This window comes from Micromonospora sp. NPDC085948 (assembly GCF_040686315.1).
GTDB lineage: Bacteria > Actinomycetota > Actinomycetes > Mycobacteriales > Micromonosporaceae > Micromonospora.
Map to the genome: position 1 here is coordinate 25,327 of NZ_JBFBJW010000006.1, position 20,942 is coordinate 46,268.

Annotated in this window: 23 protein-coding genes; 15 read left to right on the plus strand and 8 right to left on the minus strand. The window is 73.0% G+C overall.

Going from position 1 to position 20,942, the window contains the following annotated elements; translation table 11 throughout:
* On the minus strand, positions 1-315 hold the full coding sequence (locus AB0O48_RS17570; protein WP_357247266.1) for an STAS domain-containing protein: 315 nt from the start codon (positions 313-315) through the stop codon (positions 1-3).
* Between the two features lie 95 nt (positions 316-410).
* On the opposite strand from AB0O48_RS17570, the gene map reads away from it, so the two are divergent.
* Both map and AB0O48_RS17580 read left to right on the plus strand, forming a co-directional pair.
* Positions 411-1,268, plus strand: coding sequence for a type I methionyl aminopeptidase (map, locus tag AB0O48_RS17575; protein WP_357247269.1), 858 nt, complete (start codon positions 411-413; stop codon positions 1,266-1,268).
* 55 nt (positions 1,269-1,323) lie between these two features.
* The gene (locus AB0O48_RS17580) at positions 1,324-2,037 is read left to right on the plus strand and encodes a VIT1/CCC1 transporter family protein (RefSeq protein WP_357247272.1); all 714 of its coding nucleotides are present in this window, start codon (positions 1,324-1,326) and stop codon (positions 2,035-2,037) included.
* Between the two features lie 6 nt (positions 2,038-2,043).
* On the opposite strand, the gene AB0O48_RS17585 is transcribed toward AB0O48_RS17580, so the two are convergent.
* From AB0O48_RS17585 to AB0O48_RS17615, 7 genes are all read right to left on the minus strand, one after another.
* Positions 2,044-2,781: a nucleotidyltransferase domain-containing protein gene (locus tag AB0O48_RS17585; RefSeq protein WP_357247274.1), complete on the minus strand. Its 738-nt coding sequence runs from the start codon at positions 2,779-2,781 to the stop codon at positions 2,044-2,046.
* A 92-nt stretch (positions 2,782-2,873) separates the two neighbouring features.
* Positions 2,874-3,374, minus strand: a complete 501-nt coding sequence (locus AB0O48_RS17590) for a nitroreductase/quinone reductase family protein (RefSeq protein WP_365066747.1) — start codon at positions 3,372-3,374, stop codon at positions 2,874-2,876.
* Positions 3,375-3,459: 85 nt separating this feature from the next.
* Positions 3,460-6,243: an ABC transporter permease gene (locus AB0O48_RS17595; RefSeq protein WP_365066751.1), complete on the minus strand. Its 2,784-nt coding sequence runs from the start codon at positions 6,241-6,243 to the stop codon at positions 3,460-3,462.
* On the minus strand, positions 6,240-6,974 hold the full coding sequence (locus AB0O48_RS17600) for an ABC transporter ATP-binding protein (protein ID WP_357247282.1): 735 nt from the start codon (positions 6,972-6,974) through the stop codon (positions 6,240-6,242). The genes AB0O48_RS17595 and AB0O48_RS17600 overlap by 4 nt, the downstream gene beginning before the upstream one ends.
* On the minus strand, positions 6,971-7,573 hold the full coding sequence (locus tag AB0O48_RS17605; protein WP_365066754.1) for a PadR family transcriptional regulator: 603 nt from the start codon (positions 7,571-7,573) through the stop codon (positions 6,971-6,973). Before AB0O48_RS17605 ends, AB0O48_RS17600 begins: the two co-directional genes overlap by 4 nt.
* A gap of 52 nt (positions 7,574-7,625) precedes the next feature.
* A complete protein-coding gene (locus AB0O48_RS17610; RefSeq protein ID WP_357247288.1) occupies positions 7,626-8,063 on the minus strand; it encodes a ferritin-like domain-containing protein in 438 nt (145 codons plus the stop codon).
* Positions 8,060-8,572, minus strand: coding sequence for a hypothetical protein (locus AB0O48_RS17615; RefSeq protein ID WP_357248027.1), 513 nt, complete (start codon positions 8,570-8,572; stop codon positions 8,060-8,062). The genes AB0O48_RS17610 and AB0O48_RS17615 overlap by 4 nt, the downstream gene beginning before the upstream one ends.
* A 155-nt stretch (positions 8,573-8,727) precedes the next feature.
* Between AB0O48_RS17615 and rimP the strand changes: the two genes are divergently transcribed.
* The 13 genes from rimP to rpsO all read left to right on the plus strand — a co-directional run bounded on the left by rimP (position 8,728) and on the right by rpsO (position 20,900).
* Entirely contained in the window at positions 8,728-9,417 is a 690-nt protein-coding gene (rimP, locus tag AB0O48_RS17620; protein ID WP_357248030.1) for a ribosome maturation factor RimP, read from the plus strand.
* Complete coding sequence (gene nusA, locus AB0O48_RS17625) at positions 9,414-10,457, plus strand: transcription termination factor NusA (RefSeq protein ID WP_357247291.1); 1,044 nt, start codon at positions 9,414-9,416, stop codon at positions 10,455-10,457. The genes rimP and nusA overlap by 4 nt, the downstream gene beginning before the upstream one ends.
* Before the next feature lie 16 nt (positions 10,458-10,473).
* Positions 10,474-10,806, plus strand: coding sequence for a YlxR family protein (locus AB0O48_RS17630; RefSeq protein WP_357247294.1), 333 nt, complete (start codon positions 10,474-10,476; stop codon positions 10,804-10,806).
* Positions 10,807-10,899: 93 nt separating this feature from the next.
* Positions 10,900-13,926, plus strand: coding sequence for a translation initiation factor IF-2 (gene infB, locus AB0O48_RS17635; RefSeq protein WP_357247297.1), 3,027 nt, complete (start codon positions 10,900-10,902; stop codon positions 13,924-13,926).
* A 90-nt stretch (positions 13,927-14,016) separates the two neighbouring features.
* Positions 14,017-14,313 carry a DUF503 domain-containing protein gene (locus AB0O48_RS17640; RefSeq protein ID WP_030489481.1) on the plus strand — a complete coding sequence of 99 codons (297 nt, stop codon included), beginning with the start codon at positions 14,017-14,019 and terminating at the stop codon, positions 14,311-14,313.
* 127 nt (positions 14,314-14,440) lie between these two features.
* Positions 14,441-14,941 carry a 30S ribosome-binding factor RbfA gene (gene rbfA, locus AB0O48_RS17645; RefSeq protein WP_365066761.1) on the plus strand — a complete coding sequence of 167 codons (501 nt, stop codon included), beginning with the start codon at positions 14,441-14,443 and terminating at the stop codon, positions 14,939-14,941.
* A 53-nt stretch (positions 14,942-14,994) separates the two neighbouring features.
* A complete protein-coding gene (locus tag AB0O48_RS17650) occupies positions 14,995-15,996 on the plus strand; it encodes a bifunctional oligoribonuclease/PAP phosphatase NrnA (protein ID WP_357248033.1) in 1,002 nt (333 codons plus the stop codon).
* A gap of 103 nt (positions 15,997-16,099) precedes the next feature.
* Positions 16,100-16,507 carry a hypothetical protein gene (locus AB0O48_RS17655; protein ID WP_357247302.1) on the plus strand — a complete coding sequence of 136 codons (408 nt, stop codon included), beginning with the start codon at positions 16,100-16,102 and terminating at the stop codon, positions 16,505-16,507.
* Positions 16,507-16,716 carry a DUF6186 family protein gene (locus AB0O48_RS17660; protein WP_357248036.1) on the plus strand — a complete coding sequence of 70 codons (210 nt, stop codon included), beginning with the start codon at positions 16,507-16,509 and terminating at the stop codon, positions 16,714-16,716. The genes AB0O48_RS17655 and AB0O48_RS17660 overlap by 1 nt, the downstream gene beginning before the upstream one ends.
* Positions 16,717-17,191: 475 nt before the next feature.
* Entirely contained in the window at positions 17,192-18,514 is a 1,323-nt protein-coding gene (locus AB0O48_RS17665) for an MATE family efflux transporter (RefSeq protein WP_357247305.1), read from the plus strand.
* 31 nt (positions 18,515-18,545) lie between these two features.
* On the plus strand, positions 18,546-19,430 hold the full coding sequence (truB, locus tag AB0O48_RS17670) for a tRNA pseudouridine(55) synthase TruB (RefSeq protein WP_357570227.1): 885 nt from the start codon (positions 18,546-18,548) through the stop codon (positions 19,428-19,430).
* Between the two features lie 76 nt (positions 19,431-19,506).
* Positions 19,507-20,436 carry a bifunctional riboflavin kinase/FAD synthetase gene (locus AB0O48_RS17675; protein WP_357247312.1) on the plus strand — a complete coding sequence of 310 codons (930 nt, stop codon included), beginning with the start codon at positions 19,507-19,509 and terminating at the stop codon, positions 20,434-20,436.
* A gap of 194 nt (positions 20,437-20,630) precedes the next feature.
* The gene (gene rpsO, locus AB0O48_RS17680) at positions 20,631-20,900 is read left to right on the plus strand and encodes a 30S ribosomal protein S15 (RefSeq protein ID WP_030337594.1); all 270 of its coding nucleotides are present in this window, start codon (positions 20,631-20,633) and stop codon (positions 20,898-20,900) included.
* Positions 20,901-20,942 lie beyond the last annotated feature (42 nt).

A 20,942-nucleotide genomic window follows, 5' to 3' on the forward strand; every position in this document is an offset into this window, starting at 1 on the left:
TCAGGTGGGCCGGAGCCAGTTCTGCTCGCCCAGACCGGAGATCTCCAGCACCCGGCGGACCTGCCGCGACGGCAGGACGGTGAGCGCGCCCGAGAACTGCTGGGCGAGCCGGACCAGGGCGTGGATGGCGGCCGAGTCGAAGAAGGTGACGGCGCTCAGGTCGAGGGTGATCCGCTCGGCGGGCTCGCGCAGCGCGGCCTGGAGCATGGTGTCGGCCGTTGCCATGTCGACCTCACCGGCCACCACCACCTGGAGGTGGTCACCGTCGATCTCCGCACTGGCGGAGAAGACGGGTGGTGCTCCCCCTTGATCCACGCTGACACCATGGCACAGCCGAACAGGTGGGGCAACAACCCCCTCGGAGCGCCCGTGGCGCGGGTCACCAGCGGCCCCGGCGATAGGCTGGCGGCATGACCGTCCGTCCGCCGCTGACACCAGGCACGCTCTCCCCGACGCGTCCGGTGCCGTCCCAGATCGCCCGACCGGAGTACGTGGGCAAGGAGCGCCCCGTCCAGTGGCGCGGCTCGCACGTGCAGACGCCGGAGACCATCGAGAAGATGCGGGTCGCCAGCCGGCTGGCCGCCCAGGCTACCCAGCTCGCCGGCGAGCACTGCAAGCCTGGCGTGACCACCGACGAGATCGACCGGGTGGTGCACGAGTTCCTCTGCGACCACGGCGCGTACCCGTCGACGCTCGGCTACAAGGGCTTCCCGAAGTCGTGCTGCACCAGCCTCAACGAGGTCATCTGCCACGGCATCCCGGACTCCACCGTGTTGCAGGACGGCGACATCATCAACGTCGACGTGACCGCGTACATCGGCGGGGTGCACGGGGACACCGACGCCACCTTCTGCGTCGGCGCGGTCAGCGAGGAGGCCCGGCTGCTGGTCGAGCGCACCCACGAGGCGATGATGCGCGGCATCCGCGCGGTCGTCCCGGGCCGCCAGATCAACGTGGTGGGCCGGGTCATCGAGTCGTACGCCAAGCGGTTCGGCTACGGCGTGGTCCGCGACTTCACCGGCCACGGCATCGGCGAGGCGTTCCACAGCGGGCTCTACGTGCCGCACTACGACAGCCCGCGGCCCACCGACATCATGGAGCCGGGCATGACGTTCACCATCGAGCCGATGATCACCCTGGGCACCTACCAGTACGACATGTGGGACGACGGGTGGACCGTGGTGACCAAGGACCGCAAGTGGACGGCCCAGTTCGAGCACACCATCGTGGTGACCGACGACGGCCACGAGATCCTGACCCTTCCGTGAGCGCGAGGAACGCAGCGAAGCGGAGTCCCGCAGTCGCGAACGAAGGGCAGGCGCCGTGACCGACACCCCAGCGGCGCTGCGTGAGGCGCACCACGCGGACGTCTCCGGCGGGTGGCTGCGCCCGGCCGTCTTCGGTGCGATGGACGGTCTGGTCACCAACATCGCCCTGATCGCCGGTGTCGGCGGCGGCGGGGTGTCACCCCGCAGCATCGTGCTCACCGGCTCCGCCGGCCTGGTCGCCGGTGCCATCTCGATGGGGCTCGGCGAATACACGAGCGTCCGCTCCGCCAACGAGCAGGTCGCCGCCGAGGTGGCCAAGGAGCGGCGCGAGTTGGAACGGCACCCCGAGGCCGAGGCCCGGGAGTTGGCCGACGCCTGGGTGGCCCGGGGTCTTCCCCGGGACCTGGCGACCCAGGTCGCCGAGGCGGTGCGGCGCGACCCGGAGGAGGCCCTGCGGGTGCACGTCCGCGAGGAGTTGGGCGTCGACCCCGACGACCAGCCCAGCCCGTGGGCCGCGGCGATCTCGTCGTTCCTGTTCTTCTCGGTGGGCGCGCTGGTGCCGCTGCTGAGCTACCTGTTCGGCGCCACCGAGCTGTGGTTGGCACTCGGCGTGGGCGGGCTCGGGCTCTTCGCCGCCGGGGCGGTGGTGGCCCGCTTCACCCAACGCCCATGGTGGACCAGCGGGCTGCGTCAACTGCTGCTGGGCGCCGCGGCCGCCGCCGCGACCTACCTGGTCGGCACGCTGATCGGCGTACCGGCCGGGCTGTGACACCGCTCAACCGCTGAGCAGGTCGTCGATCGTGCCGTCGACCGCCCGACCACGGGCGGCCAGGTCCTCGGCCTGTCGACCGAGCACCACACCCACCTCGGTCATGTCCGCGCCGGCCAGCCCGGTCCGCCGGACGGCGTCACCGGGATCCCGGTAGTAGGTGCGGCTCAGCAGGCCCGTCACCGTGGCCGCCGCCAGCCGGGCCTCACCGAGCATCAGCAGGGCCTGGTCGGTCTCGTACCACTCGGCGAGCCGGGCGGCCCGGGCGTGCGCCGCGCTGCCCCGATACCAGGCCTGCCGGGCCGCGGTGCTGAACTCCGCCGGCCGGGCGCGTGCCAGCCGGCCGAGATGCTCGTCGCGCAGCTTCCGCAACCAGCCGGTCGGATCGTGTAGCGGCTGGGTGGTGACATACCGGTCGGCGGTCAGCGGCCAGAGCGGGGAGATCACCCGGGCCTGGGCCAGGTAGTCCTCGGCGGCGGCCACGGTCAGATCCACCAGGACCCCGTCCACCCGCCGGGTCGCCGGCCGGGGGCCGGCCCGGGGCCGGTACGTGACCACCAGCAGGCCCGCCTCGCGGTCCCCGCCGCCGTCGTCGTCACCGTGCGCCAGCGGCCCGTGCACCGCGACCGCGAGCACGTCGGCCGGGAAACGCCGGCGGACCGCCTCGCCGACCCGTTCCGCGACCGCCCACCGACTGTCGTCGAGGCCCCGACCGACCTCGGTCCGCTCATCGCCTGCGCTCATCCGGCCGCCACGGTGCGCGACCGCAGGGCTCGCCACCCCGGCTCAGTGCTCGCGCTCACGGGACCCGCCTCTGTTCGCGACTGCGCGTCAGCCTAGCCAGCCGACGGAGGACCGGCCGGCGCGCCGCGCCCGGCCGGCACGAGCCGGAAGATGTGGATCTCCCGGCCGCCGGCCCGCCGCACGTACGTGTGGTACGCGGGCCACTCGGTGACCAACAGCTGCCACAGCCGGTCCCGTTCGGCGCCGGACGCCCGCTCGGCCCGCACCGGGATCAGCCGGCCCTTGAACCGCACCTCGGCGGCGGGATCGGCGAGCAGGTTCATCGCCCAGCCGGGGTGGTGGGTCTGCCCCCAGTTGGAGCCGATCACCACGTAGGCGTCGCCGTCGGGCACGTAGAGCAGCGGGTTGCTGCGGGGCTTGCCCGAGCGGCGGCCGGTCGTGGTGATCACCAGGGACGGGATCAGGCCGAGCGCGACCACCCGCCCCCGGGTGAGTCGACCGACCACCCGGTCGGCGGGGACCAGCAGACGTGCGGCGGCGCCGAACCAGCGATGGTGACCGACTCGACGGGTGAGGGTTCCGAGCACTGACACGCGGATCAGTGTGCCGGCTGCCGGCCCCCGCCGGCACCCCCCGTACGCGCCCGGCCCGCCAACCGCGCGGTCACGCCACCGGGCATCAGTCCAACCGGCGTTCGATCGGCAGCCGGGCGCGTGTGAACAGGCCCGCCCCGAGCATCGCCACGATCGGCACCAGGACCAGCACACCGAGCGCGGGCCACGGCACCACGAACGGGTACGAATCGGGTACCGGCCAGTCGTTGGCGTACTGCCGGTTCGCCGAGAACAGCACGATCGCGGCGGTGCCCAGCCCCGCCACGATGCCGAGCACCGAGCCCAGACCGGCGATCACCCCCGCCTGGCAGATCGCCAGCATCCGGCGTAGCGCCGGTGCCGCGCCGACGGCCGCGAGGGTGGTCAGCTCGGCGCGTCCCTCGGCGGCGGCGAGCGCGGTGGCGATCCCGGCCGCACCCATCGTGATGACGCCGGCCGCCGCCGCGAGCAGCAGCAGCAGCGGGGAGATGTCCTGCGGATCGCGGCCGTACTCCACGGACATCGAGAACGTGCCGAAGGGCCGCAGCGCGCTCGCGAACCGTTCCCGCTGCTGCCGGTCCGGCGGAACGGAGGCGCCGAGCACCCATCCGGCCGGTGACCAGGTCAGGCCGAGCTGCCGGGCCGCGGACGCGGAGAGCAGCAGCCGGGACTGGCCGACCGCCCCGCTCAGCGCGTACCCGGGGAAGTCGGCGGCGGCGCCCGGCCGGTCCGTCCCGGAATCCACCTGGTTCACGCGGACGGTCACCAGGCCGTCGTGCAGGTAACGCGGGTCGGTCACCACCACACCCCCGGCGCGCAGCACGGCGGTGGCGGCGGCTGTCGTCGCCGGGTCCGCACCGGTGAGCAACGGCAGTGCGGTCCCGTCGTCCACGCCCGCCTGCACGTAGCCGCCGTCGTAGCTCAGCGGGCCGATCCGACAACGCCGGTCGGCCCGCGCCTGCCGACGGTCCGCGGCAGAGAGGTTGTCCCCGGGCTGCCAGGGGCAGATCTGCGCGGGCGGAAGCACCGGCGCGACATCGCAGTAACCCGCCGCCGCGGGTGCGCAACTCACCGCGTTGACCGGGGCGATCCGGTCGGCACCCAACTGGTCCCGGGCCATGTCGGCGAGCTGGGTCGGCGAGGGCTGCCGGACCGACTCGCCCGCGTAGACGAGCACGTGGCCGGTCGGCAGCATCGGCCGGTAGGCGTGCGAGGTGCGGGCGTCGCTGCTGGCCAGGAACCCGCCGAGCGCCACACTGCTGGCGACCGCTGCCATCACGGCGCAGATGGCGGGCGCGGCGGAGGCGCGGTTGCGGCTGGCGTCGCGCAACGCGATACGCGGTGCCAACGGCAGCACCCGGCCGAGCCGGGCGAGCGCGCCGATCAGCGTGGGCGTGCAGCACACCAGGCCCAACTCGCCGAGGATCAGGCCGGTGAGGATCACCACCGTGGAGGTACGGGCCGCCCCGAACGCCGCCAACCCGGCCCCGACGGCCACCAGCGACAGCCCGAAGGCCAACCAGCGGATCCGGGACACCGGGGGAGTGCGTCGCCCGGCGAGGCCGGCGCTGACGTCCTGCCGCGCGGCGGTCCAGGCCGGCGCCAGCGCGGCGAGTACCCCGGCCAGCACCGCGACCCCACCGAGCAGCAGCAGCGCGATCGGCCAGCAGCGGTACCCACCGAAGCGGGCGTCGAAGATGTACTGCTCCATCAGCGGACGACCGGCGAACGCCGCGCCGACGCCGACCAGCAGACCGGTGGCGGCGCCCAGCACACCCAGCACCACGCCGTCGGCCAGCACGACCCGACGGAGCTGGGCGGCATCCCCGCCGGCCACCGCGACGAGCGCCAGATCCCGCCGGCGGCGGCGGACGCCGACCGCGAAGGCCGGCCCGACCAGCAGCACCACCTCCAGCAGCCCGAGGCCCGCGATCAGCACGCTGGTGCCCAGGTCGGTGGTGTCGCCCCGGTCGACGGGGCCGAACCAGGTCCGCTTCCGTTCGTCGGCCGAGTCGGTCGGAGGACGCATGGCGACCAGCACACCCCGGTCGTTGAGTCGGGACACCAGCGCGGCATCGATGGTGCCGGGCACGTCCGCCAGCCAACTGCTCTCCGGTCCGGGATCGGTCCGTGGCACCGCACCGGGATGCAGCGCCACCACCGGACCGAGATCGTCGGGGAACTCGACCACCCCCACCACGGTGTACGCCCTGCTCCCGTCGGCAAGGGCCACGGCGCGGCCAAGGCGCAGGTCCAGACGGCGCAGCGCCGCCGGGCTGACCGCGACCTCACCGGGCTGCTCGGGCGCCCGGCCCGCGCGGAAGCGCACCAGCCCCCGGGCCAACGGGTCGCCGAGGTCCAGCACCCGCCCCTGCACGTCCTCGTCGTGGTGTCGGCCCCGCAGGGTCAGCGGAATGCCGGTGCGCACCTCGGTGACCCGACTGCCCGGCCCGAGCAATGCGCTCACCTGGGCGGAGGTGGCTCGGGCCACGGGTGGCCGCTCGCTGTCCCAGGTGGACCAGCTGTCCCCCCACTCGTCCTGTTGCACCGGGGTGTCCGAGATCCAGCGCAGCTCCGCGTCGGCCACGCCGAGCCGGCGATCCACCTGTTCCCGGGGAGTCAACTCGGCCATGTCGTAGCTGGCGGCCAGGAAGGCCAGCACCGCCACCGGGAGGGCGATCATCGCGAGCACCAGGGCGGTCCGGCGCCGCGCCCGCCGGGACTCCCGCCGGGCGATCCGCAACGCCGCCCGCCACGAGCCGGTCAGCTCGGCGAGGCGACGACGACCGACCCGGACCGGTGGCGCGCCCGGTCCCGACGCGGCGGTGTCGGGTCGGGCAGGTGCCCACCTGGTCCGGCGGACCGTCACCGCTCGCTACCGGACAGCAGCTGTTCGACGCTGCCCAGCGGCGCGGTCGTGTCGACGAGTACGCCGTCGCGGAGGAACACCACCCGGTCGGCCCAGCCGGCGTGTCGGGACTCGTGGGTGACGAGCACTCCGGCGGCCCCCGCGTCGATCCGGCGGCGCAGGAGGTGCAGCACCGCCTCGCCGGTCTGCGAGTCCAGGGCACCGGTGGGCTCGTCGGCGAGCACCAGCCGGCGGTCGCCCACCAGCGCGCGGGCGATGGCCACCCGCTGCTGCTGCCCGCCGGAGAGCTGGTCGGGGAAGCGGTCACCCAGTGCGGGCAGGCCCACCTCGGTGAGCGCGGCCATGGCCAGCGCCCGGGCCTGGCGTCCGCCGGCGCCGTCGAGTTCCAGGGGCAGCGCCACGTTCTCCAGCGCGCTCAGGCTGCCCAGCAGGTTGAGCTGCTGGAAGATGTAGCCGATCCGGCGGCGGCGCAGCTGAGCCAGCCCGCGCCGGTCCAGCGCCCCGAGCGGTTGCCCCTCCACCCGGACCTCCCCGCCGGTCGGGCGGTCCAGCCCGCCGGCGAGGGCCAGCAACGTCGACTTGCCGGAGCCGGACGGACCCATCACGGCGACCAGCTCGCCGGGCCGGACGACCAGGCTGACCCCGCGCAGCGCGTGCACCGCAGCCGGTCCGGCGCCGTGGGTGCGGTGGACGGCGCGTAGCTCCAGCACCGCGTCGTCCGACCCGCTCACCGTCGCGCCTCCTCGCCGGCCCACCGGGACGCGTCCCGCGCGTCGGCGTCACCCGGCCGGGGTGGGAGAGGTGCCGCGCCGCTGGGCTGGTGCCGCACCAGACTTGTCTCGCAGTGGTCCAGCCAACGGACCTCGGCCTCGGCCTGGAACACCATCGAGTCCAGCACGAGGCGCCAGGGCAGGTCCTCCGGCCGGTTGCTGACGTACTTCAACCGGGTCAGCTCCTGCAACGCCCGCATCGTCGCGCTCCGCTGGGCCTGTACCACCGAGCGGACATCCACCCCGGGGGTGGTCAGCGCCAGCGCCAGCTTGATCGCCAACTCGTCGCGGGGCCGATCGTTGCGGCTGACCGGGGTGGCGAACCAGAGCGCCAGATCCGCTCGGCCGGCGTCGGTGATCTCGTACGGGCGCTGCCCGGCCTCGCTCTCCGGCAGCGGGCGGACCAGACCATCGCGTTCCAGCCGGGACAGGGTGGTGTAGACCTGCCCGATGTTCAGCGGCCAGGTCGAGCCGGTCGACTCCTCGAACGCGGCGCGCAGCTGGTAGCCGTACATCTGGCCGCGTTCGAGCAGGGCGAGCAACCCGTGACGGATGGACATGGCAACGGAGTATGCATACCTGGTATGCGCTCCGCAACCGGAGGGCAACGGTTCAGGTGGGCCGACCGGGAAACGGGACAGTCAGCGGGGTCGTCCCGGCCGTCTTGCGCCACCGGGTGGCCCGTACCGCGTACTCGACGAGGGCGGCCAGCGCCTGGTCCCGGTCGGCGCCGGTGGTGGACGCCAGAGCCGCTCGCCAGTGCGCGGCCGTGCGCTCCTCCACCTCGGCGGCGAGCCGCAGGGCGCTGGCCCGGTCGGTGACCGGGAACGGCAACGCGTAGCCGGCGCGGTCCGGCGGCACGACGCCACCGGCCGCGCTCAGTTGCACCACGAGCATGTCGCGTCGGCTGCGGTGGGCGGCCTCGGCCTGGTGAGCGGCCTCCCGTGCCGCCCCGGTGAGTCGGACCCCGATCCGCCCGTAGGCGTAGATGGCCGCGTACTCGGCGGACAGGGCGGCGGCGAGCGCCTCCCCGGTGGACGGCTGCCTCACTTCAGTGCCTCCTGGTGGGTGGCGCGGGCGGCGGCGATCGACCCGAGCAGTGCGGCTCGTTCCGCGCTGGCCGCGGCGCAGGCGGCGGTGGCGGACTGCTGGGCGGCCTTCTCCAGGGCGCGCAGGGGGGCGAGCGTGTTCACCAGGTCGACCGCCGGAGCGGCGACCGCGGTGGGCAGGGCGACGCCGATCACCCGGGCCAGCTCGGTGGCGTGCGCGGTGTGCGCCTCGGCGATCGGGCCGAGCCGGTCGGCCAGGTCGGGATGCGCGGCCACGTGGTTCTGGTACGCCGCGGCGAGCCCGAGTGCCTCGTCCACCATCGGCCGCAGCGGGTCCGGTGGTGGCGCCGGCTCGTCGTCACGGTCGAAAAGATCACAGCCGGTCAGCGGCACCGCGGCACCGCCGAGCGCCAGCAGTGCCCCGGCACGCAGGAGCTTTCGCCGGGAATGTCTGGATGCCTGGTCGCGCTGTGTCGTTCTGCCGGTCCCCACCCGGCAAGTCAACACCATCCCCACCGGTCCGGGGACCACCGACGTCGGTGCGCCGCCCGGCCCGCCGCCGGGCAGGCGCGTTACGCTCTGCGCAGCCACCGGCGCGTCCGCTCCGGTGGTGCGCCGGCATGTCGGGACGACCGATCACCGTCGACCAGGGAGAGGGTGCGGAGATGACGCAGCGTGGCCGTGCCACCAGGTCGACGGGGCGACCCCGCGATGCCGTGGGTCCCCGTGGTGGTGATCTCGCGGCGCGACGCACACGGTTGCGGGCCGTGATCGAGCCCGTGGTCAACGACGCCGGCTACGACCTGGAGGACCTGTCGATCTCCCGGGCCGGTCGCCGGCACGTGGTGCGGGTGATGGTCGACGCCGACGGCGGGATCGACCTGGACGCGGTCGCGGTCGTCTCCCGCGCGGTCTCGGCCGCGCTGGACGCCGCCGAGGAGACCGGTGGCGACATCGTCGCCGGGGAATACCAGCTCGAGGTCAGCTCGCCGGGCGTCGACCGGCCACTCACCCTGCCCCGCCACTGGCGGCGCAACGTGGGCCGGCTGGTCAAGGTCACCGCCCGGGGCGCGGCCGCGTTGCCCGGCCAGCGCGGCGAGCAGCCGACCGGAGACCGTCAGCTGACCGGCCGGGTGGTCGCGGCCGACGACGAGGGCGTGCAGCTGGAGACCGGGGAGGGCCGAACGTCCTGGGCGTACGCCCAGCTCGGCCCCGGCCGCGTGCAGGTCGAGTTCACCCGGCTCGCCGAACTCGGCGAGGTGGACGAGGAGTTCGACGACGCGGACGACTCCGACGACATTGACGATTCAGACGACATCGACGACGAAGATGATGTGGAGGACGAGGAGAGGTGAACATCGACCTCGCGGCGCTGCGCGCACTCGAGCGCGAGCGGGAGATCCCGTTCGACACGATTCTCGCGGCGATCGAGACCGCGTTGCTGACCGCCTACCGGCACACCGATGGCGCCGAGCCGCACGCCCGGGTGGAGATCGACCGTAGGTCGGGCGCCGCCCTGGTGTACGCGCAGGAGATGGACGCCGACGGCAGCCTGGTGCGGGAGTGGGACGACACCCCGCACGACTTCGGCCGGATCGCCGCCATGACCGCCAAGCAGGTGATTCTCCAGCGCCTGCGGGAGGCCACCGACGAGGTGCACTTCGGCGAGTACGTGGGCCGCGAGGGCGACCTGGTCACCGGCGTGGTGCAGGCCCACGAGACGCGTACCGAGAAGGGCATCGTCAGCGTCGACCTCGGCAAGCTGGAGGGCGTGCTGCCGCAGTCCGAGCAGGTCCCCGGCGAGCGGTACGCCCACGGTGAGCGGGTCCGCTGCGTCGTGGTGCACGTCGCCAAGGGCATGCGCGGGCCGCAGATCACCCTGTCCCGGTCGCACCCGGCGCTTGTCAAGAAGCTGTTCGCGCTGGAGGTGCCGGAGATCGCCGACGGCACGGTGGAGATCGGGGCGATCGCGCGTGAGGCAGGTCACCGTACGAAGATCGCCGTCCGCTCCACCACCCCCGGGGTGAACGCCAAGGGCGCCTGCATCGGCCCGATGGGCCAGCGGGTACGCGCCGTGATGAGCGAACTGCACGGCGAAAAGATCGACATCATCGACTGGTCGGATGACCCGGCCACCTTCGTCGGTAACGCGTTGTCGCCCGCCAAGGCGCTTCGGGTCGAGGTGGTCGACCTGGCCGGTCGGGCCGCCCGGGTGACGGTCCCCGACTTCCAGCTCTCCCTCGCGATCGGCCGGGAGGGGCAGAATGCCCGACTCGCGGCCCGATTGACCGGTTGGCGGATCGACATTCGGTCGGATGCGGAGCAGACCGCTCCCGCCGCGCGTGCGGCAGCTGATCACGTGCGGGAGCCGGGCGGAGCGATCTCGGGCAGCTAGGGGTAGACTTCTTCCAGTGGTACGACGCGCAACGCCGGAACGCACCTGTGTGGGTTGCCGGCAACGTGCGCCGGCCAGCGAATTGCTGCGGATCATCGCGGTTCGGGACGAGGCTGGTCTCAGTCTCCGACCTGATCCACGCCGCAGGCTGCCGGGTCGGGGAGCGAACATGCACCCGGATCCGGCCTGCTTCGCGCTGGCGGTGCGTCGCCGCGCCTTCGGGCGTGCGCTGCGCATCACCGAGGTCCTTGACCACGGTGTGCTGGCGGAGCACGTCGATGCGCCAACCACTACGTCCGGTCAGCCCGACCGGGCGAGGGTCGCTAGCAGGGTAGGACGACCGACATGAGCACACGATGAAGTCCCTGAAATGACCAGGCTTCAAGTGCACGAGTGAGGTCGCTGCGGGTGCTGCCCGCACGACCTCGGAGTGAGGAGTGCAGTGGCAGGCAAGGCCCGCGTACACGAGCTTGCAAAAGAGCTCGGGGTCGAGAGTAAGACCGTTCTCGCCAAGCTGAAGGAAATGGGCGAGTTCGTGAAGTCCGCGTCCAGCACCGTCGAGGCGCCCGTCGCCCGACGGCTGCGTAACGCATTCGTCGCGTCCACCGGTGCTCCGGCACCGGCCGCCGCCCCGTCGGCGCCCGCGTCGACGCCGGCTTCCAACCCGACCCCGACGCTGTCCCCGACCCCGGGCGCGCCGCGGGTCTCGGCCAAGCCGATGCCGCCTCGGCGGCCGGCCGCGCCGGCACCCGGCCCGAAGCCGAAGGGTCCGGTGCCTGGTGCGCCGCAGCCCGCGGCTCCGGTCGCCAAGCCGGCGAGTGCCCACGACATCGAGGTGGCGGCCGCCGAGGCGCGTGCCGCCGCGCTGAAGGCTGAGCAGGAGGCCGCGGTCAAGGCCGCACAGGCCGCCCGCCAGCAGCAGCGGGACAACCCCGTCCGCCGGGAGCCTCCGGCCGACGGCGGCAACCGTCCCGGTCCTCGGCCGGGTCCCGCCGCGATGCCGCCCCGTCCGGGTTCGCCGGCTGCTCGTCCGAGCACGCCGGCTCCGGGTCCGGGTGCGCGTCCCGGTGGTCGCCCACCGGCGCGCGGCGCCGGTAACAACCCGTTCGGCATCCAGGGTGGCCAGCAGCAGCGGCCCCCGGCCGCCGGTGCGGGTGGTCCCCGGCCCAACAGCCCGGCGGGCATGCCGCCGCGGCCGAGCCCGAACTCCATGCCTCCGCGGCCCAGCCCGGCTTCCATGCCGAGCCAGCGTCCGGCTGCCGGTCGTCCCGGTCCTGGTGGCGCTGGTCGCCCCGGTGGCGGTGGCGCTGGTCGTCCCGGTGGTGGTGGCGGCGGTGGCTTCCGTGGCGGTCCCGGCGGTGGCGCCGGCGGCGGTGGCGGTTACCGCGGTGGCCCTGGTGGCGGCGCGGGTGCCGGCGGTGGCGGTGGCTACCGTGGCGGTCCCGGCGGCGGTGGCGGTGCTCCCGGTGGCGGTTTCCGTCCGGGTGCTCCCTCCGGTGGCGGCGGTCGTCCGGGTGCGGGTGGTCGTGGCCGTGGCGGCGGCGCCGCGGGTGCCTTCGGGCGTCCGGGTGGCCGGCCGACGCGCGGTCGCAAGTCCAAGAAGCAGCGCAGACAGGAGTTCGACAACCTGTCGGCTCCGACCATGAGCTCGGGTGCTCCCCGGGGTCAGGGTCAGATCGTGCGGCTCTCCCGTGGCGCCTCGCTGTCGGACTTCGCCGACAAGATCAACGCCAACCCGGGTTCGCTGGTCCAGGAGATGTTCAACCTGGGCGAGATGGTCACCGCGACCCAGTCCTGCTCTGACGACACCCTGCAGCTGCTGGGTGAGCACCTGGGCTTCGACATCCAGATCGTCAGCCCGGAGGACGAGGACCGCGAGCTGCTCGCGCAGTTCAACATCGACCTCGACGCGGAGGTGGCCGAGGAGCGTCTGGTCAGCCGTGCGCCGGTGGTGACCGTCATGGGTCACGTCGACCACGGTAAGACCAAGCTGCTCGACGCCATCCGTAAGGCGAACGTCGTGGCCGGTGAGGCGGGTGGCATCACCCAGCACATCGGTGCGTACCAGGTGCACGTTCCGCACGATGGTGTGGACCGCGCGGTGACCTTCATCGACACCCCGGGTCACGAGGCGTTCACCGCCATGCGTGCTCGTGGTGCCCAGGTGACGGACATCGTGATCCTGGTCGTCGCGGCCGACGACGGCGTGATGCCGCAGACCATCGAGGCGTTGAACCACGCCAAGGCGGCCGACGTGCCGATCGTGGTCGCGGTCAACAAGGTCGACAAGCCGGAGGCCAACCCGGACAAGGTCCGCCAGCAGCTGACCGAGTACGGCCTGGTCGCCGAGGAGTACGGCGGCGAGACCATGTTCGTCAACGTGGCCGCCAAGCCGGGCATCGGCATCGAGGAGTTGCTCGAGGCTGTCCTGCTGACCGCCGACGCGTCGCTGGAGCTGACCGCTCCGATCGACGGGCCGGCGCAGGGTGTGGCCATCGAGGCGCACCTGGACAAGGGCCGCGGTGCGGTGGCGACGGTGCTCGTGCAGAAGGGCACCCTGCGGGCCGGCGACTCGATCGTCGCTGGTGGGGCCCACGGCCGGGTCCGGGCCATGCTCGACGAGAACGGCAACCAGCTCTCCGAGGCTGGGCCGGCGCGTCCGGTCATGGTTCTGGGTCTGACCGCACCGCCCGGTGCGGGTGACACGTTCCTCGCCGCGGCGGACGACCGCACGGTGCGGCAGATCGCCGAGCAGCGGCAGGCACGGCGGCGGGCGGCGGCATTCGCCAACTCCCGTGGTCGGGCCACTCTTGAGACGCTCATGGAGCAGCTCAAGGAGGGCGAGAAGACGTCGCTCAACCTCATCCTCAAGGGTGATGTCTCCGGTTCGGTGGAGGCCCTGGAGGACGCGCTGTTCAACCTCGACATTCCCGAGGAGGTCCAGCTCAAGGTCCTCGACCGGGGCGTCGGCGCGATCACCGAGAGCAACGTCATGCTCGCGAGCGCCTCGTCCGAGCCGGTCACGATCATCGGCTTCAACGTGCGGGCCTCGAACAAGGTCCGTGAGATGGCCGACCGCGAGGGCGTGGAGATCCGGTACTACACCGTCATCTACCAGGCCATCGAGGAGATCGAGGCAGCGCTCAAGGGCCTGCTCAAGCCGGAGTACGAGGAGGCCGAGCTGGGCAGCGCGGAGATCCGCGACGTCTTCCGCTCGTCCAAGATCGGCAACATCTCCGGTTGCATCGTCCGGTCGGGCGTCATCCGACGCAACGCGAAGGCTCGCCTGCTTCGGGACGGGACGGTCGTGGCGGACAACCTCACGATCACCTCGCTCAAGCGGTTCAAGGACGACGCCACCGAGGTCCGCGAGGGCTTCGAGTGCGGTCTGACCCTGGGTGGTTACAACAACGTCCAGGTCGGCGACGTCATCGAGACCTTCGAGATGCGGGAGAAGGTTCGCGCCTGATCCGGCAGTGACACGCTGATCAAGGGGTTTACGCCGAACGGCGTAAACCCCTTGATCATGCGGGGTGGGTTGGCGGTATCGTCCGGGGCGATGTTCACCGGAACCGCGGTCTTCGACCTGCTGCTGCCGGGCGACTCCCGGTCGCTCAAAGCCAAGAGATCATATGTACGGCCGATCGTGGCGGCGTTGCGCCGCTTCGAGGTGTCGGCCGCCGAGGTGGGTGCGCTCGACCTGCATGGTCGAGCGCAGCTCGCGGTGGCCGTGGTGGCCGCCGAGACGGCGCACGTCCGCGAGGTGCTCGACTCCTGTGAGCGCCTGGTGGCCGGTCGCCCCGAGGTCGAGTTGCTGTCCGTTCGGCGCCGGCTGTACGGCGTGGACGACGACTGACCCCGGAGCCGGCTGTGCCGGGCGACCGGTGCGGTCGCGAAGGTAGTGTTCGAGATGTTGGCCGGTCGGCCGGCGACCCCCCGGGTCGCCGGGTCGACCGGGAGCAGGACGCCGTGGAGGTGGCGAGATGTCTGATCCGGCCAAGGTACGCCGGCACGCGGAACGGGTGCGTGAGCTGGTCGCGTCGGTGGTGCGGAGCCAGATCAAGGACCCGCGGCTCGGGATGATCACCATCACCGACGCCCGGATCACCGCGGACCTGCGTGACGCGACGGTCTTCTACACCGTGCTCGGTGACGCGGTGGCCCAGGCGGACACCGCCGCGGCGCTGGAGAGCGCCAAGGGGTTGCTGCGCAGCACGGTCGGCAAGGCCCTCGGGCTGCGTCACTCGCCGACCCTCACGTTCGTCCTCGACGACGTGCAGGACCAGGTCAAGCACATCGACGACCTGCTCGCCGCCGCCCGTAACGCCGACGCCGAGGTGCAGCGGCTGGCCGCCCAGGCGAAGTACGCGGGTGAGGCGCAGCCGTACCGGGTCGACGACGAGACCGATGAGGGCGACGACGCGGACGAGGCCGATCCGGCCACCGACGTGCCGGACGCCGCGCGGGGTGGGGAAACGCGGTGACCAGCACCGCCAGCGTCCCGCTCGCCGGGGCGGCCGGGGTCGGCCCGGCCGAGATGGACTGGGCTGCGGCCGAGGCGCTGGTGCGGGCTGTCCCGCCGGGTGGCCGGGTGCTGCTGATCTGCCACATCAACCCGGACGGTGACGCGCTGGGCAGCATGCTCGGCTTCGGGCTGGGCCTGCGGCAGTTCGGCCTCCGCGAGGTGCAGGCGACCTTCCCCGGGCCGCCGGAGGTGCCCGACCCGTTCCGGGGGTTGCCCGGGTTGGACCTGTTGGTCCCGGCGGACACCGCCGACCCGGCGCCGGACCTGGTGATCTGCTTCGACGCGGCGAGCGAGTCGCGCCTCGGTGAGCTGGCCGGGCGGTTGTCGTCGGCGGGGGCGGCGCTGGTGCTCGATCACCACGCCTCGAACTCCGGCTTCGGCACCGTCAACCTCGTGGACCCGGGCGCCGCGGCGACGTCGGTGGTGGCGGAGCAACTGCTGGCCCGGCTCGGGGTCGTGGTGGATCCGGCCATCGCGGAGTGCCTCTACGTGGCGCTGACCACGGACACCGGCTCGTTCCGGTTCGCGGCGACCACTCCGGCGGTGCACCAGATGGCTGCCCGGTTGCTGGCCACCGGCATCTCGCCCGGAGACATCTCCCGCCGGGTCTTCGACACCCGGCCCTTCGGTGCGGTGCGTCTCTTCGGCGAGGTGCTCGGCCGGGCGCGGCTGGAGTTGGCCGCCGCCGGCGGCCGGGGGTTCGTCTGGACCTTCGCCACGCTCGAGGATCTGGCCCGGCACGACCAGCGGCCGTACGTCCTGGAGGCGCTGATCGACTCGGTGCGCTGCACGGCCGAGGCGGATGTGAGCTGTGTGGTCAAGCAGACCACGCCCGGCGAGTGGGCGGTGTCGATGCGCAGCAAGGGCGCGGTGGACGTCAGCCGGGTCGCGGTGGCGCTGGGCGGTGGTGGCCACCGGTTCGCGGCGGGGTTCACCGGTCGGGGCACCGTCGAGCAGGTGGTCGAGTCGATCCGCGGCCAACTGGACGCGGCGTTGCTCCACCCCGACGCCTGACGGCGACGTTCGTCGTCATCGATAGCCCGGTCCGGAAGGATCAGGGTCAACTCCGGGGAGTGTCGGTCTTCCCGCGCTCGGTGAGACCGGGAAGAATTGCGGGATGGAGCAGCCGCACGACCTCACCGTGGAGGCCCCCCGTGCCTGGGACCGGCCCGCCGTCTCCGTTCCCGTCCTCGTCTGCCTGTCGCTCGTCGGTGGTCGGTTCGCGTCGTTCTCCACCGAGGCGAATCTGTTCACCATTGGCACCGGCGGGGTGCTGATCTGGCTCGGTCTGAGCAATCGGGTGCCCCGCCGACCGGCGCCGCGCCGGCTGGGCTCGGGAGCGGTCTGGTGGGCGGTGCCGGTGGTGGTCTTCGGGGTCTTCGAGGGCGTGACGTTCGTGCTGGCCGCCGGTGACGACTTTCCCACCTTCTCCCGGCTGGCCGATCCTCTCCTGGAGGATCATCTGACCCGGTCGGCGGTGTGGTTCGCCTGGCTGGCCGCCTTCTGGGGGCTGGTGCGTCGATGATGCGGGCGTTCGCCATCGGCGGTTTCCTCACCGCGTTGGTGCTCTTCGCGGTGGTCGAGTGGATGGCCCGGCGGGAGGGTTCCCGGATCCCCACCCTGGGCGAGGTCTGCGCGTACGTGATGCGCTACGAGGTCGGCTCGGTGCCGGTGGGCCGGATCGGTCTGTTCGGGTTCTGGTGGTGGCTGGGCTGGCACTTCCTGGCCCGCTGAGCCGGGTCGCCGCTTGTCCACATGGCGGGAACCGGGAGCAGCATATGGACCTGAACGATAACTTGGGTGAAGGCCGGGCGCCGCGTAGCGGTGCAGGTCATGGGTGGTGGCGCCACACCTCGTGCTGCCTCCCTCCAGGGTCGGATCGACCCGGGCTCACGCTGCCCAGTCGGCTGCTCCGGTAATCCCGGACCGCCGTGGGGCGCGCAGCACGATCGCCCGCGAGGGCCGCCGCGTGTCGGTGGCTCGCTCCCTGGAAGGACCACCACCATGCCGAACAAGCCCAAGCCCGAGACCACCGACGACGCCCGCGAGCAGGCCCGCCGCGCGCTGCAGACCTCGATGGACACCCGGCAGTGAGCCAACCCGTCCGGCGGTGACGCTCGGCGTCGACGAATCCGGGTGCGGCCCACCGAGGGAGTAAGCCCGCGGCGGGATTGCGATCCTTACCGCGCTCGTGCCAGGATCGGCGGCGATGAGCCAGATCGCCGCCACCCACCGAACCGCCTCGCCGCGGCGGATCGCCAGCCTCGCCCTGCCGGCCCTCGTGGTGCTCGCCGCCGAGCCGCTCTACGTGCTCGTCGACACGGCGGTGGTCGGGCACCTCGGCCGGGTGCCGCTCGCCGCGCTCGCCGTCGGTGGCACGGTGATGACGCTCACCGCGTGGGTCGGCACCGTTGTCGCGTACGGCACCACCGGGCGCGCGGCCCGCCGCTTCGGCGCGGGTGACCGGGCCGCCGCGGTGGCCGAGGGAGTCCAGTCGTCCTGGCTGGCGTTCGGTGTCGGTCTGCTGATCGCGATCGGCATGCAGGTCGGCGGAGGTGCGCTCGCGCGTACCCTCGCCGGTGGAACTGGCGACGTGGCCGACGCCGCCGCGCACTGGTTGCGGATCGCGGCCCTCGGCGCCCCCGGCCTGCTGCTCGCCGCCGCCGGCAACGGCTGGCTGCGCGGCGTGCAGGACACTCGCCGCCCGTTGTTCTTCGTGCTCGGTCCCAACCTGCTGTCCGCGCTGCTCTGCCCGCTGCTGGTCTACCCCGGCGGCCTGGGCCTGATCGGCTCGGCGGTGGCCAACGTCGTCGCGCAGACGCTCTGCGGGGCGCTGTTCGCCGCGGCGCTGGTCGCCGAGCGGGTGTCGCTGCGGCCCCAGCCCCGGGTGATCCGCCAGCAGTTGGTGCTCAGCCGCGACCTGCTGATCCGTGGCCTGGCGTTCCAGGCCAGCTTCCTCTCCGCGACCGCTGTCGCCGCCCGCTTCGGCGCCGCCGCCGTCGGCGCCCACCAGATCGCCCTGCAACTCTGGTTCTTCACCGCGCTGGTGCTCGACGCCCTCGCGATCGCCGCCCAGTCCCTGGTCGGTGCCGCGCTCGGCGCCGGCGACGACGCGGGCGCCCGGGCGCTCGCCCGCCGGATCGGGCTGCTCGGCGGCGTCTGCGGCGTCGCCTTCGCGCTTGTCGTGGCCGCCGGCGCGGGCGTCGTACCGTCGTGGTTCAGCTCCGACGAGGGGGTACGCGACCAGGCCATGGTGGCCTGGCCGTGGTTCGTCGCCATGCTGCCCCTGGCCGGGGTGGTGTTCGCCCTCGACGGCGTGCTGATCGGCGCGGGCGACGTGCGTTACCTGCGCAACCTCACCATCGTGGCGGCGCTCGGCGGCTTCCTGCCGGCCATCTGGCTGGCCTACGTGCTCGACCTCGGGCTGGGCGGCATCTGGGCCGGGCTCACCCTGTTCGTGGCGATCCGGCTGGTCGCCCTGCTGCTGCGCCTGCGCAACGGCAACTGGGCGGTGCCCGGGGCCGTCCGCTGACCCACGTGCCCATCTGGCAGGCTTGGCCGACGTGAGCACCGATGGTCTGATCGTGGTCGACAAGCCCGGCGGCATGACGTCGCACGACGTGGTGGCACGCATCCGCCGACTGGCGAAGACCCGACGGGTGGGGCACGGCGGCACCCTCGACCCGATGGCGACAGGTGTGCTGGTGATCGGCGTCGGCCGGGCCACCCGGCTGCTGACGTACGTGATCGGCGCGGGCAAGAGCTACACCGGCACCATCCGGCTCGGGCAGTCCACCGTCACCGACGACGCCGAGGGCGACGTGACCGCCACCATGCCCGCCGACCAGGTCAGCGACGAGGCGATCAGGTCCGCGCTGGCCGGGCTGAGCGGCGAGGTCGACCAGGTGCCGAGCGCGGTCAGCGCCATCAAGATCGACGGGCAGCGGGCGTACAAGCGGGTCCGCGACGGGGAGAGCGTCGAACTGCCGGCCCGGCGGGTCACCATCTCCCGGCTGGAGGTGCTGGCGATCCGCCGCACCGAGCCGGACGTGGTGGACGTGGACGTGGACGTGACCTGCTCCTCCGGCACGTACATCCGGGCCATCGCCCGGGACGCGGGCCTGGCACTCGGCGTCGGAGGCCACCTCACGGCCCTGCGCCGCACCGCCGTGGGTGGCTTCGCCCTCGCCGAGGCGGCGACCCTCGACCAGTTGGAGCAGCGCGCCCCGGATGTGGTGAACCTGCCGTTGGACGCGGCGGCCGACCGCTTCTTCCCACGCCGGGAGGCCACTCCCGACGAGGCCCGGGTGCTCGCCCACGGTGGGCCGCTGGACCCGGCCGGCCTCACCGGGCCGTACGCCGTCTTCGGGCCGGCCGGCGGCCTGATCGCTATCGTCAGCGAGCGGGACGGGCGGGCCCGCGCGGAGATCGTGCTCGCCCCGGCCTGACGGCGGGGAGCAGGTCCGCCGGCCCGGGGTCGGCGGTGTCGACCCGCCGGACGGCGGGACAGCAGGAGGGAACGGCATGCAGCGGTGGCGGGGGTACGACGCGGCGCCCGGTGGGTGGGGGCGCTCGGTCGTCACCATCGGCGTCTTCGACGGCGTGCACAAGGGGCACCAGGCGACCATCGGGCACACGGTGGCCCGCGCCCGGGAGTTGGGCGTGCAGTCGGTGGTGGTCACCTTCGACCCGCACCCGGCCGAGGTGGTCCGCCCCGGGTCGCATCCGGCGGTGCTCACCGAGCCGGCCCGCAAGGCGGAACTGATCGAGCAGCTCGGCGTGGACGTGCTCTGTGTGGTGCCGTTCACACCGGAGTTCTCCCGGCTGCCGGCCGAACAGTTCGTGCACGACGTCCTGGTCGAGCACCTGCACGGCGCGCTGGTGGTGGTCGGCAGCAACTTCCGGTTCGGGCACCGGGCGGCCGGCGACGTGGCGCTGCTGGAGCGGCTCGGGCAGACCTTCGGCTTCGGGGTGGAGGGCAGCCCGCTGGTCGTCGAGGACGGCACCGTCTTCTCCTCCACGTACATCCGTTCCTGCGTCGACGCGGGCGACGTCGGCGCGGCCGCCGCCGCGCTCGGCCGCCCCCACCGGTTGGAAGGTGTGGTGGTCCGCGGTGACCAGCGGGGGCGGGAACTGGGCTTTCCCACTGCCAACCTGCTCTGCCACCGGTACGCGGCGGTCCCGGCCGACGGGGTGTACGCGGCCCGGCTGATCCGTCGCGGGCAGCACGAGCCGTTGCTGGCGGCGGTGTCGGTGGGCACCAACCCGACGTTCTCCGGGCGGGAGCGGCGGGTCGAGGCGTACGCGCTGGACTTCACCGGCGACCTGTACGGCGAGCGGCTCGCCCTGGACTTCGTGGCGCACCTGCGCGGTCAGATCCGGTACGACTCGATCGAACCGTTGATCGCCCAGATGAATCAGGACGTCGAACGCACCCGGCGCGCGCTGGCCTGAGCGTCGTGGGGTGACGCCGCCAAGGCCCTTCGCCGGGTGTTACCGGCGAGTGCTGGTAGTCTTGCCGAGACGTCGGGTGACCGGCGTGGGGCCTCGCGTGCCTGCTCGACGCCGCGGGTGCGAGGTACCGGTCCGTTCCCGGTCCATCGGGACGACGGACACCTACTTGATCAACCCATCGAAACAGGGAGAACATGGCGCTCGACCAGGAAGCCAAGGCCAGCATCCGCGCGGAGTACGCGACCGCCGAGGGCGACACCGGTTCGCCGGAGGTTCAGGTCGCGGTCCTCACCAAGCGGATCGCCGAGCTCACCGAGCACCTGAAGGTGCACAAGCACGACCACCACAGCCGCCGTGGGCTGCTGCTGCTGGTCGGCCGTCGCCGTCGGCTGCTCAACTACGTCCAGAAGAAGGACATTGCCCGCTACCGGTCGCTCATCGAGCGGCTCGGCCTGCGCCGGTGACGTGACGGGGGAGTGGCCGACCGGCCGCTCCCCCGTACGGCG